This window comes from Mitsuaria sp. BK037 (genome assembly GCF_014193045.1).
In the GTDB taxonomy this organism is placed as follows: domain Bacteria; phylum Pseudomonadota; class Gammaproteobacteria; order Burkholderiales; family Burkholderiaceae_C; genus Roseateles.
In genome coordinates this window covers 556,084-568,613 of sequence record NZ_JACHYS010000002.1, presented here as the reverse complement: position 1 = coordinate 568,613, position 12,530 = coordinate 556,084, and the positions used below count along the sequence as shown (strand labels likewise).

The 12,530-nt window shown below is 70.0% G+C and carries 9 protein-coding genes; 4 read left to right on the top strand and 5 right to left on the bottom strand.

Features of this window, described 5'->3' with window-relative positions; all coding sequences use genetic code 11:
* The first annotated feature begins 71 nt into the window (after positions 1-71).
* On the top strand, positions 72-968 hold the full coding sequence (locus FHT37_RS14650) for an alpha/beta fold hydrolase (RefSeq protein ID WP_147239835.1): 897 nt from the start codon (positions 72-74) through the stop codon (positions 966-968).
* An 18-nt stretch (positions 969-986) separates the two neighbouring features.
* Here the strand turns inward: FHT37_RS14650 and FHT37_RS14645 are convergent, their stop codons facing one another.
* Positions 987-2,657 carry an aminotransferase class III-fold pyridoxal phosphate-dependent enzyme gene (locus FHT37_RS14645; RefSeq protein ID WP_255489662.1) on the bottom strand — a complete coding sequence of 557 codons (1,671 nt, stop codon included), beginning with the start codon at positions 2,655-2,657 and terminating at the stop codon, positions 987-989.
* Between the two features lie 79 nt (positions 2,658-2,736).
* Here FHT37_RS14645 and asd point away from each other — a divergent pair, with 79 nt between their 5' ends.
* Both asd and FHT37_RS14635 read left to right on the top strand, forming a co-directional pair.
* Complete coding sequence (gene asd / locus FHT37_RS14640; protein ID WP_183482457.1) at positions 2,737-3,630, top strand: archaetidylserine decarboxylase; 894 nt, start codon at positions 2,737-2,739, stop codon at positions 3,628-3,630.
* Positions 3,617-4,657 carry a transporter gene (locus FHT37_RS14635; RefSeq protein WP_255489661.1) on the top strand — a complete coding sequence of 347 codons (1,041 nt, stop codon included), beginning with the start codon at positions 3,617-3,619 and terminating at the stop codon, positions 4,655-4,657. Before asd ends, FHT37_RS14635 begins: the two co-directional genes overlap by 14 nt.
* Positions 4,658-4,689: 32 nt before the next feature.
* Here FHT37_RS14635 and FHT37_RS14630 read toward each other — a convergent pair whose 3' ends face one another.
* Positions 4,690-5,310, bottom strand: coding sequence for a YqiA/YcfP family alpha/beta fold hydrolase (locus FHT37_RS14630; protein ID WP_183482455.1), 621 nt, complete (start codon positions 5,308-5,310; stop codon positions 4,690-4,692).
* Between the two features lie 258 nt (positions 5,311-5,568).
* Here FHT37_RS14630 and FHT37_RS14625 point away from each other — a divergent pair, with 258 nt between their 5' ends.
* Positions 5,569-8,325: a zinc-dependent metalloprotease gene (locus tag FHT37_RS14625; RefSeq protein ID WP_183482452.1), complete on the top strand. Its 2,757-nt coding sequence runs from the start codon at positions 5,569-5,571 to the stop codon at positions 8,323-8,325.
* A 147-nt stretch (positions 8,326-8,472) separates the two neighbouring features.
* On the opposite strand, the gene FHT37_RS14620 is transcribed toward FHT37_RS14625, so the two are convergent.
* From FHT37_RS14620 to hemL, 3 genes are all read right to left on the bottom strand, one after another.
* On the bottom strand, positions 8,473-9,552 hold the full coding sequence (locus FHT37_RS14620; RefSeq protein WP_183482450.1) for an AI-2E family transporter: 1,080 nt from the start codon (positions 9,550-9,552) through the stop codon (positions 8,473-8,475).
* 148 nt (positions 9,553-9,700) lie between these two features.
* The gene (gene mpl, locus FHT37_RS14615) at positions 9,701-11,065 is read right to left on the bottom strand and encodes a UDP-N-acetylmuramate:L-alanyl-gamma-D-glutamyl-meso-diaminopimelate ligase (protein WP_091726979.1); all 1,365 of its coding nucleotides are present in this window, start codon (positions 11,063-11,065) and stop codon (positions 9,701-9,703) included.
* A gap of 122 nt (positions 11,066-11,187) precedes the next feature.
* Positions 11,188-12,474 carry a glutamate-1-semialdehyde 2,1-aminomutase gene (gene hemL / locus FHT37_RS14610; protein WP_183482448.1) on the bottom strand — a complete coding sequence of 429 codons (1,287 nt, stop codon included), beginning with the start codon at positions 12,472-12,474 and terminating at the stop codon, positions 11,188-11,190.
* Positions 12,475-12,530 lie beyond the last annotated feature (56 nt).

Below are 12,530 nucleotides of genomic sequence, written 5' to 3'. Positions count from 1 at the left end.
ACGCGATCCCGGGCGACGGGATCGCGATCGACGCGGGGACAGGCGGCCGCCGGCCAGATGGAGTGTTCCGCATGTCCGCAGTTGAACGGCGCCTTCGGGCGCCGAAGTCATTGGCGTGGGTCGTCACGGTCGCCGCCGTGCTGGCCGGCTGCGCCAGCCCGATGCCCAACACCGGCAACCAGCGCGTCACCGGGGGGCCGATCGTGTTCACCCATGTCGGCCATGGCGAGCCGACGGTCGTCCTGCAATCGGGACTGGGCGACGGCCGCGATCCCTGGGCGGCGGTGCTGAACGCGCTGCGCGCCGACTACAGCGTCTTCGCCTACGACCGCCCCGGCTACGGCGACAGCACCGCCACGCCGCCGACGCCGCGCAACCCCTGCGGCATCGCGACCGAGCTGCATGGCCTGCTCCAGAGCGCCGGCATCAAGCCGCCCTATGTGCTGGTGGGCCACTCGATCGGCGGGCTTTACCAGTACGCGTTCTCGAGGCTGTATCCGGACGAGGTCGCCGGCATCGTGCTGGTCGACGCGACCCATCCGCTGCACCTGCGCAAGATGCAGGTGGAGGTGCCGGTGATGGCCAACATGCTGGACAGCATGAGCCGGCGGGTCTTCCGCGGGATGATGCAGGCCGAATTCCTGCAGCAGCAGGACTGCATCGACACGCTGTGGCAGAAGCCGCGGCCGGATGTGCCGGTGCGGGTGCTGACGCGCACGGTGTATTCGCCGATGGAGGTGGCCAGCGGGTTCGAGTCCATGGTGCATGGCCTGGAGCCGAACTGGCTGCCGCTGGTCGGCGGCAAGGAGATCCAGCCGGTGGCGGGGTCAGGGCATTACATCCAGCGCGACAAGCCCGAGGTGGTGGCCGAGGCGATCGAGGCGGTCGTCCGGGAAGCGCGTGAGCGCGGTCATCCGTCGCCACCGGGCATGGCCCTGCGTTCCCCCGCAGCGGCGGCGTCCCGCTGAACGTGGCGCGCGCGGGCCTCAGCCGCGCAGGCCCAGCGTCTCCATCAGCAGGCGCCGCTTGATCGCCCGGTTGCTCGGCAGCGCCGGGCTGCTCCACCAGCCGCCGTCGCGCATCGCGCGGGCGGCGGCCAGGATGCGGCGCTGGACTTCGTCGAAGTCCGCGTCGCTGAAGTCCAGGCTGAAGATCATCCGCCCCGTGCCCACCCAGCTCAGCGCCAGGCCCTGCTCGCGCAGGAAGTACTGCAGCATCCAGTTGTAGCGCGAGGGCTCGGTGTAATAGAGCGTCCAGACCGAGGACATGTTGGCCGCGCGCAGCGGCAGCCGCTCGGCCTCGAGCGCCGCGTTGAGCCGCTCGCGCCGCGCGTCCTGCTGCGTCTCCTGCGCGTCGATCTGATGCAGGCGCTCGGGGTCCTCGAGCGCGTCCAGGAATACCGACATCGCGCCCATCACATGCGGATGCGTGTTGAAGGTGCCGCGGGCGAAGCAGATGTCGGCCGGGCGCTCGTCGCGGTAGCGCTTCATCCACGCCGCGCGGCCGCAGACCACGCCCACCGGCAGCCCGCCGCCCAGCGTCTTGCCGTAGGTGACCAGGTCGGCCTGCACGCCGAAGTAGCTCTGCGCGCCGCCCGCGCCGAGGCGGAAACCCATGAACACCTCGTCGAAGATCAGCGCGATGCCGCGCTCGGTGCAGACCTCGCGCAGCTCGCGCAGCCAGGCGGCGTAGGCGGCCTTGTCGTAGGACGCGCGGCGGGAGCTGTCGACCAGCGAGCCGTCGCCCGGCGCCGGCTTGTTCGGATGCAGCGCCTGCAGCGGATTCACCAGCACGCAGGCGATGTCGCGCCGGGTGCGCAGCACCTGCAGGCTGCGCGCGTGCATGTCGCGCAGCGTGTAGGTGCGCTCGGCCGGCAGCGGGTTGCCGGGACCGGGCTGGGCTTCGTCCCACCAGCCGTGGTACGCGCCGCAGAAACGCACCAGGTGCGTCTTCCCCGTGTGATAGCGGGCCAGCCGCACCGCCTGCATCACGGCCTCGGTGCCCGACATGTGGAAGGACAGCTGGTCCATGCGCGCATGCGCGAGGATGCGCCGCACGTTGTCCTCGACCAGCGGGTGGTAGACGCCCAGCACCGGGCCGAGCGCCTCCACCCGCCGCGCGCCTTCTGCGATGCAGCGCTGGTAGAACGCGTAGCCGAAGAGGTTGACCCCGTAGCTGCCGGCCAGGTCGATGAAGCGTTCGCCGTCGAGGTCGGTGAGCCAGTGGCCGTCGCTCGCGACCATCACCGGCCCGAGCGGCAGCTCGCGCTGCACCAGCGGGCTGAACGGCGGCGGCACGCGGTAGTTGCTGGTGAACTGGAGGTCCGGCAGCGAGGGCTTCATCGCCTGCGTCGCAGCGATGCTGCGCGCATGGCGCGTCTTGAGCGTGCGCGACAGCGCCGTGAAGCTGGCGCGTCGCGTCGCCACGATGGCGTCCGGCGCGTCGTCGGCGTTGAAGAAGCGCTGGTCGTCGAAGCGCCGCGTCGGCATCAGCCGTGCCAGCCGCACGGCCATCCGCGAATGGCCCGCCAGCGACGGGTGCTTCGCCCGCGAGAGCTGCAGCCGGCGCCAGCCGGTCGGCGCGTAGTACAGGGCCACGAGCCCGGCCGCGGCGGCGGCGACCGGCAGCAGGTCGAAGGTGAAGAACATCGTGGACATGGGCATGGACCTCCGGAGCCTCGTTCTGCTGTCACACAGCATTGGCAAATTGCGGAGATATGTATCCGACGGAATTGACATGTCCATGAAATCGGCGCGCTGGATCGACCGTCTGACCCAGCAGGAAGACCTCAATTTCCTCCTGACCAACCGCGTGCCGCGCCTGGCGCTGACGCGCTTCATGGGCTGGTACAGCCGGATCGAGTCGCCGGCGCTGACGCGCCTGAGCGTCGCGGTGTGGCGGCTGTTCACCGACCTGGACCTGAGCGAGGCGCAGGCGCCCGTTCGCGGCTACCGCTCGCTGCGCGAGGTCTTCACGCGGCGGCTCCAGCCGGGGCGCCGGCCGATCGATCCGGCGCCGGGCACCATCGTCAGCCCCTGCGACGCGATCGTCGGCGCGCACGGGCCGGTCGAGCGCGGCATGGCGCTGCAGGCCAAGGGCATGGACTACCGCATCGCCGATCTCTTCGGCGACGCCACCCGGGCCGCGCCCTACCTCCACGGCACCTACCTGACGCTGCGGCTGACCTCGGCGATGTACCACCGCTTCCATGCGCCGGCCGACCTGCGCATCCATCGCGTCACCCACATCGCCGGCGACACCTGGAACGTCAACCCGATCGCGCTCAAGCGCGTCGAGCGGCTGTTCTGCCGCAACGTGCGCGCGGCCATCGAGTGCACGCTGCCGGACGGCACGCCGATCGCGCTGGTGCCGGTGGCGGCCATCCTCGTGGCCAGCCTGCGCCTGCATGCGCTGGACCTGACGTTGCGGCCGGACCATCCGGGCCCGCACCGCTTCGAGCTCGGCCACGATCACGCCCGCGGCGAGGAGATGGGCTGGTTCGAACAGGGCTCGACCATCCTCGTGTTCCTCCCGCCGGGCGTGAAGCTGTCGCCCAGCTTGCAGCCGGGCCAGCGGATCCGCATGGGCGAGGCGATCGCGCGTCTACCATCCGCCGATGGCGATGAATGAGACGATGCCGTCCCCGCTGGGACTGGCGGCCCCGTACGGCGGCGATGAACACGGGTTGATCTGCGGCTTCTGGATCCATCCCGAGCGCCCCACCGAGGCGCTGCCGACGCTGGCCCAGGCGCAGGCCCGGCTGGCGCAGCCCGAGGGCGGTTTCCTCTGGCTGCACCTGAACCTCGCGCATGCGGGCGCGCTGCCCTGGCTGCGCCGCAACGCGGCGCTGGCCGAGAGCTTCGACGAGGCCCAGCAGCAGGGCTCGCGCTCTTCGCGCATCGAGCGCGTCGGCGAGCACCTGTTCGCGGTGCTCAACGACGTGACCTTCGATTTCGCCTTCGACGTGGGCGATGTGTCGACGCTGTGGATGCAGGCCAGCGAGCACCTGGTGCTGAGCGTGCGCCGCGCGCCGCTGCGCTCGGTGGACCGGCTGCGCATGGCGATCAAACGCGGCGACCGGCCGCGGTCGAGCGTGGCGCTGCTCGACCACCTGCTGCGCGACCAGGCCGACGAGCTGCAGCGCATCGTGCGCCAGGCCACCGAGCGGGTCGACGACATCGAGGATGCGCTGCTCGCCGGCCGGCATGCGGGTCATGAATCCGAAGTGGCGGCGCTGCGTCGACTGATGGTGCGGCTGCAGCGGCTGCTCGCGCCGGAGCCGAGCGCGCTGCTGCGGATGCTGTCCAACCCGCCGGACTGGGTCGCCGAGCAGGACAAGCAGCAGCTGCAGCAGGCGAGCGAGGAATTCGCGCTGGTGCTGCGCGACATCCAGGCGCTGCAGGAGCGCATCCGCGCGGTGCAGGACGAGACCTCGGCGCGGGTCGCCCAGGAGAACAACCAGACGCTGTACGTGCTGACGATGGTCACCGTGCTGGCCCTGCCGATCAACCTGATCAGCGGCCTGTTCGGCATGAACGTCGGCGGGTTGCCGCTGCTGGAGCACAAGCACGGCTTCTGGGTCGTGGTCGGGCTGATCGTCGTGCTGACGGGGCTCGTGACCGTGCTGCTGCTGAAGGCGACCGGAAGGCGGAAGTAGGCGGAAGGTAGGCGAGCCGACGGCGCGGCCCTTCAGAGGCCGAGGAACTCGGCCAGTTCGTCGAGGTGGTCGTCGAAGTCGGCCAGGCCGTGGTCGCTGCCCTCCAGCAGCTTGATCCGGCAGCCCTGGTAGCGCGCGTGCATCTCGCGCCAGTCGAGCACCTCGTCGCCCTTGGCGATCACCGCCATCAGGCGCTCCGGATGTGCCAGCGTGCCGGCGTCGAGCTCGCGCAGCTCATCGACGAACTCGCTGCGGAAGAAGAAATGCTCGTCCGGGTTCTGCCAGCAGGTCTGCTCGCCGATGTGGTTGGCGAGGTCGCGGGCCGGGTTCACCGCCGGGTTCAGCAGCGCCGTGCGGGCGCCGGTGCGTTGCGCCACCCAGGTCGCGTAGAAGCCGCCCAGCGAGCTGCCCATCACCGCCATCGTGTCGCGCGGCCAGTCGCGGATCAGCGCGTCCACCAGCGCCATCGCCTCGCGCGGCGAGGGCGGCAGTTGGGGGCAGGCGAACACCAGGTCCGGTCGATGGGTGGCGGTCCACTCGGCCATGCGGCGCGCCTTCGCCGAGCGCGGCGACGAGCGGAAGCCGTGCAGGTAGAGCAGGTGGGTGCGGCGCGCCGGCGCGGGGGCCTCCGGCGGGGGGGAGGGGAGGGTCATGGGCGGGCAGTGTAGGGGTGTCCCTCTCCGTCGGGTGGGCGGGTCACTTCCGGCACGGGGGAATGGCTGGGCGATCATCGCCACCGTCGCGGCCGGCGAGGGCCGCGCGCTCGTTAGTGCGCATTGACGCAGGGGCTCCGGCCCCGGCACATTGCCCGTTCCGTCGGGGCGACTGCGGCCAGAAGACCGCAGCGCCCGAATTCTTCTCAACAGGGCCCGGCCGGCCGACCCCGGACGGACCCCCGACCACACAGATCCATGATCCACAGGGACACGATCCAGCTGACGGCCATCGCGGCCGCGGCGCTGCTGCTGACCGCCTGCGCCACGACCGGCACGACCGGCGCCTCCTCGTCCTCCGCCGCGCCGGCCGCCCAGGCCGCGTCCGCGCCGGCGGGCGCCGCCTCGGGTGCGCCCGGCCAGCCCGGCGCCAGCTCGCCGATGACGGCACCGCGTCCCGCCGCCGATCCCACCGCACCCAAGCCCTTCGCCGAGGTCAGCCGCGACGCCAAGCGCGACGACGGCCTGTTCCCGATCCTGCGCAAGGACGAGAAGGTCTGGCTCGAGATCCCGCGCGCGATGCTGAACAAGCCCTTCCTGTTCACCATCAACATCTCCAGCTCCATCGGCGAGCGTGGCTTCTACGCCAGCCAGATGGGCCCGGAGATCATGGCCGAGTGGCGCCGCATCGGGAACACGATCCAGCTGGTGGCGCTGAACACCGAGTTCCGCGCCGAAGGCGGCGGCAAGCGCGCCGGCGAAGAGGCGTTCTCGCCCAGCCTGCTGGCCGCGGGTCCGGTCGCCAGCGCGGATCATCCCGAGCGCAAGGCCTTCCTGGTCGACGCCGGCCTGCTGCTGAGCGACATCCCCGGCATGTCCACCCGGCTGGAGATGGCCTACCGGCTGCCCTACAACGTCGATCGCGGCAACTCCTACTTCGAACTGACCCGCGCCGACGAGAAGCTGACGACGCTGAACGCCAAGGTCCACTACTTCACGCCGCGCATCCCGGCGCCGCCGCTGGTGGCCCCGCCGGTGCCGGTGCCGACGCCGCCGCAGGCGACGCCGGATCCGCGCTCGATGTTCATGGGCTTTGTCTACAACTTCCGCGCGCTGCCGGAGGAGAAGATGTCGCCGCGTCGCGCCGACGGCCGGCTGGGTCACTTCACCGAGACCTTCACCGACCTGAGCGACGACCTCAAGGCCAACCCGCGCGTGCACTACATCAACCGCTGGCGCCTGGAGAAGAAGGACCCGGCGGCCGCGCTGTCCGAGCCGGTGGAGCCGATCACCTACTGGATGGACAAGAACATCCCGCCGAAGTACCGCGCGGCGGTCGAGGCCGGCATCCTGGAATGGAACAAGGCCTTCGAGAAGATCGGCTTCAAGGACGCGGTCGTGGCCAAGCAGCAGCCCGATGACGCGGACTGGGACAACATGGACGCCTCGCATGCGTCGATCCGCTGGTTCGTCGGCTCGGACGTGGGCTTCGCCATCGGGCCGAGCCATGTCGATCCGCGCACCGGCGAGATCCTGGACGCCGACATCGGCATGAGCGACGTCTTCGCCCGTGGCGGCCGGGCCTTCATCAGCGAGGACGCGCCGCGCGGCCTGGCCGGTGCGCCGGTGTCGACGCTGGCCGAGGAAGCGCAGGCGCTGGCCGCGTTGAACCACGGCTGGCGCGAAGGCCGCAACGCGACCTACTGCACCTACGCGCACGACGCCGCGGCCGAGATGGACTTCGCGCTGGACGTGCTGGAAGCGCGCGGCGACATCGCGCCCGACAGCCCCGAGGCCGACGCCTTCATCCAGGCGCGGATCAAGGACGTGATCATGCATGAGGTGGGCCACACGCTCGGCCTGAAGCACAACTTCAAGGCCTCGACGCAGGTGACGCAGGCGCAGCTCAAGGACAAGGCCTGGACCGATGCGCACGGGCTGTCGGCCTCGGTCATGGACTACAACGCCTACAACATCCCGCTGCAGGGCGAGGCGCCCACCACGTACAACAACACGACGCTGGGGGCCTACGACTACTGGGCGATCGAGTACGCCTACAAGCAGGTGCCCAAGGAGCAGGAGGAGAGCGAGCTCAAGCGCATCGCCTCGCAGAACACGCAGCCTGGCCACGCCTACGCGGACGACACCGATGCCGGCGGCTTCGGCCCGTTCGACGGCATGGATCCGACGATCAACCGCTTCGACCTCGGCGACGACCCGATGGCCTATTTCCGCAAGCGGCTGAAGCTGACGCAGGAGCTGTGGGCCCGGGTGCAGAACCGCGCGCCGGAGGCGACCGATGATCCGCTGCGCCAGCGTCGTCAGTTGGCCAACGGCTTCAGCCAGCTGGCGCGCGCGTCGGACCTGGTGGGCAAGTACGTCGGCGGCATGTACACGCACCGCGACGTGCCGGGGGCTTCGGTCGCGGCGATGCGTCCGGTCGATCCGGCCAAGCAGCGCGAGGCGCTGCGCTTCCTGGCGCAGGGCATCTTCAGCGCCGACAGCTTCCGCTTCAAGCCGGAGTTCCTGACCTCGATCACGACGGACTACGTCGAGTTCAACCGGGCGGGCTTCGTCAACATCCCGGCGGCGGTGGCGCGCGTGCAGCTGGGGTCGCTGGACCGCCTGCTGCAGGCGCAGACGGCGATCCGCCTGATGGAGCTGCCGGCCTACGTGCCGGTGTCGCAGCGCAAGGGGCTGATCTCGATCGGCGAGGTCTACGGCACGCTGCAGTCCTCGATCTGGAGCGAGCTCAAGACCGGCGGCGACATCGACCCGCTGCGTCGCAACCTGCAGCGCGAGTACCTGCGCCGCATCCAGGCGAACCTGACGAAGAGCGGCGCGGCCTCGGGCCAGTTCGCCGATGCCTACGCGGTGCTGCGCCTGCACGCGGTGCAGCTGCAGAGCGAGCTGCGCGCGGCGCAGGGCAAGGGCTCGCTCGAGACCCGCGCCCACCTGGCCGAGAGCCTGGACTTCCTCAGCACGGTGCTGAAGGCGACGATGGTGCGCACCTGAGCGCCGGCGCGGTCCATTGACCGCGCCTGTCCATCAGCGCGAAGGCCGGCGAAAGCCGGCCTTTTTCATGGCGATGCGCTGCAGCGCTCGTGGGCGCAGGCCAGGTTTGTCAGGGCTCGCCTCTGCGTGCGCGGGCCGCCGCCGTGCTCAGTGCTGATCACCGACCGGATACCGCCGCTCCGCCGCGACGATGTCCCAGACCGCGATGAACATCGCCGCGATCAGCGGGCCGATGACGAAGCCGTTGATGCCGAACACCGCCATGCCGCCCAGCGTCGACAGCAGCACGACGTAGTCCGGCATCTTCGTGTCCTTGCCCACCAGCAGCGGCCGCAGCAGGTTGTCCACCAGGCCGATCACGATGGTGCCGAACAGCAGCAGGCCGACCCCCGACGCGATGTGGCCGGTCGCCAGCAAATAAATCGCCACCGGCGCCCACACCAGCGCCGCACCCACCGCCGGCAGCAGCGACAGGAAGGCCATCAGCACCGCCCACAGCACCGGCGCGTGGATGCCCAGCGCCCAGAACGCGAAACCGCCCAGCGCGCCCTGCAGCGCCGCGACCGCGATGTTGCCCTTGACCGTCGCGCGGATCACCGTCCGGAACTTCTCGCCGAGCTGGCGCTTGTAGGAGTCCTGCAGCGGCAGCGCGTCGCGGATGCGCGCCGACAGCTGCTCGCCGTCGCGCAGCAGGAAATAGAGCAGGTAGAGCATCACGAAGAAGCTCACCAGGAAGTCGAAGGTGTCCTGGCCGAAACCCAGCGCCTTGGTCGCCATGAACTGGCTGCCCTGGTTCAGCGCGCTGCCCAGCTTCTCCTGCAGGTTGGCCAGGTCGTGCAGCCCCAGCCGCTCCAGCACGTCCAGCAGCCACGACGGCAATGCCGCGTAGACCTGCGCCACGTAGGTGTTGAAGTTGAACTGGCCCGACTTGACCATCTCGAAGACCACCGCCGCCTCGCGCACCAGCGCGCCCATCACGTAGGTCAGCGGCAGCACCACCAGCAGCAGGATCACCAGGATGGTCAGCCCCGAGGACAGCCCCGGCCGGCGCGTCTTGCGCAGCAACTTGCGATAGAGCGGCTGGAACACGATGGCCAGCGCCACCCCCCACAGCAGCGCGCTCAGCATCGGCCACAGGATCCAGCCGAACGCCACCGTCACCAGCGCCAGCAGGCACAGGAAGGATCGGTTCTGCAGCGCGGGCACCAGCTTGCCAGGACCACTCATCGTGTCGTCGCTCCTCGCGTGAATTGAGGTCAATCGGGACTGTCGGTCGATCGGGGTCCGCTCCGGACCCCGGGATCGGCGGCGGATCGAACCGTTGTCGATCGCTCGCCAGGGCGCGCGTCGCCGCGCGCGGCGCAGGATCGCCGGTTTACTTCAGCGCGTCCAGCAGCTTTTCGTGGATGCCCCCGAAGCCGCCGTTGCTCATGCACAGCACATGGTCGCCAGGCCGCGCCGCGCGCCGGACCATCGCCACCAGTTCCTCGACGTCCGCGCCCACCAGGCCCTGCTCGCCCAGCGGCGCCAGCGCCTCGCGCGCGTCCCAGCTCAGGCCGTCCTGGTTGCAGAAGCTCAGGTCGGCTTCCTCCAGCGCCCAGGGCAGCTGCGCCTTCATCGTGCCCAGCTTCATCGTGTTGGAGCGCGGCTCGAAGACCGCCAGGATGCGTTCCTGCGGTGCGATGCGCCGGCGCAGGCCGTCGATGGTGGTGTGGATCGCCGTCGGATGGTGCGCGAAGTCGTCGTAGACCTTCACCCCGCCGGCTTCGCCGCGCAGCTCCAGCCGGCGCCGAACGTTCCTGAAACCGCCCAGCGCCTCGGCCGCCCGCTCGGGATCGACGCCGACATGCTCCGCCGCGGCGATCGCCGCCAACGCGTTGAGCTGGTTGTGCTCGCCCAGCAGCTCCCAGGTGACGTGGCCCACCTTCAGGCTGCCGCGCAGCACGTCGAAGGACTGCGGCTCGCCACGGGCGCGCAGCGCGCCGGGTTCCTCCTTGCGCGCGCCGAAGCGCTGGACCTCGCTCCAGCAGCCGCGCGACAGCACCCGCTGCAGCGCGTCCTCGCGCGCGTTCACCACCAGCCGGCCCGACGGCGGCACCGTGCGCACCAGGTGATGGAACTGGGTTTCGATGGCGGCCAAGTCCGGGAAGATGTCCGCGTGGTCGTGCTCGAGGTTGTTCAGGATCGCCGTGCGCGGCCGGTAGTGGACGAACTTGCTGCGCTTGTCGAAGAAGGCGGTGTCGTACTCGTCGGCCTCGATCACGAAGTACTTCCCGCCCCCCAGGCGAGCCGACACGCCGAAGTTCTGCGGCACGCCGCCGATCAGGAAGCCGGGCGCCAGGCCCGCGGATTCCAGGATCCAGGTCAGCATCGAGGTCGTGGACGTCTTGCCGTGCGTCCCGGCCACCGCCATCACATGCTTGCCTTGCAGCACGTGCTCAGCCAGCCACTGCGGCCCGCTGGTGTAGGGCAGCCCGGCATCGAGGATCGCCTCCATCAGCGGGAAGCGCCCCTCGGAGGAGCGCGTCACCACGTTGCCGATGACGAACAGGTCCGGCTTGAGCGCCAGTTGCTCCGCGCCGAAGCCTTGGATCAGCTCGATGCCCAAGGCTTCCAGCTGCGTCGACATCGGCGGATAGACATTGGCGTCGCAGCCGGTCACCGTATGGCCCGCCTCGCGCGCGAGCGCCGCCAGGCCGCCCATGAAGGTGCCGCAGATGCCCAGGATGTGGATATGCATGTCTGTCTCTCAGCTGCTGTACCAACCGGTAAGCAAGCGTAATGCCTGTCGCGGATTGAAAAGAGTGCGACAAACCGGGCCCGGGAATTGCCACGCCGGCCTCACCGGGGCATCGCCGCCCCTCAACGCAGCGCGCGGCGGGCGGCCTCCAGCGTCGCATCGATGTCCGCGTCGGTGTGCGCGGCGGACACGAAACCGGCTTCGTACAGCGCCGGCGCCAGGTACACGCCGGCGTCCAGCATCGCGTGGAAGAAGCGGTTGAAGCGCTCCTTGTCCGTCGTCATCACGGTCGTGTAGTTCTGCGGCAGCTCCGCGAGCAGGAAGAAGCCGAACATGCCGCCTTCGCTGTCCGCGCTGAAGGGCACGCCGTTTTCGGCCGCCACCATCTTCAGGCCGTCCACCAGCCGGCGCGTGCGCGTCGACAGGGCGTCGAAGAAACCGGGCTTCTTGATCTCGCGCAGCGTCGCCAGGCCGCAGGCCGTGGCCACCGGGTTGCCCGACAGCGTGCCCGCCTGGTACACGCCGCCCAGCGGGGCCAGGTGACGCATGATTTCGCGGCTCGCGCCGAAGGCCGCCAGCGGCATGCCGCCGCCGATCACCTTGCCGAACACGCTGATGTCGGGCACGAAGCCAGGGATCAGGTCGGCATAGACGCCCTGCGCGCTGCGCAGCCCGACGCGGAAGCCGGTCATCACCTCGTCAAGCACCAGCAGGGCGCCGTGCTGGCGGCACAGCTCGCGCATCCGGGTCATGAAGGGCACGCTGGCGCGCACGAAATTCATGTTGCCGGCGATCAGCTCGACGATCACGCAGGCCAGCTCCGCGCCGTGCAGCGCGAACGCTTCCTCGAGTTGCGCGACGTTGTTGTATTCCAGCACGATGGTGTGCTGCGCCGTGGCCTCGGGCACGCCGGCCGAGGTCGGATGGCCGAAGGTCGCCAGGCCGGAGCCCGCCTTCACCAGCAGCGCGTCGGTGTGGCCGTGGTAGCAACCCTCGAACTTGATGAACTTGCTGCGCTGCGTCGCGCCGCGCGCCAGCCGGATGGCGCTCATCGTTGCCTCGGTGCCCGAGCTCACCAGCCGGATCTGCTCGCAGCTGGGCACCAGCGCCAGGATCTCCTCGGCCAGCTCGACCTCGCGCTCGGTCGGCGCGCCGAAGGAGAAGCCCTCCAGCACGGCCTTCTGGACCGCCTCGACGACCGCTGGATGGCCATGGCCCAGGATCATCGGGCCCCAGGAGCCGATGTAGTCGATGTAACGCCTGCCATCGGCGTCCACGATGTGGGCGCCTTCGCCGCGGGTGATGAAGCGCGGCGTGCCGCCGACCGCGCGGAAGGCGCGCACCGGCGAGTTCACCCCGCCGGGAATGACGCGCTGGGCGCGGGCGAACAGAGTCTCGTTCTGGCTCATATCGGAATTCCGGTACTGCTGAGGCGCATCAATGCAGGAAAAGACGGAGGGCGCCG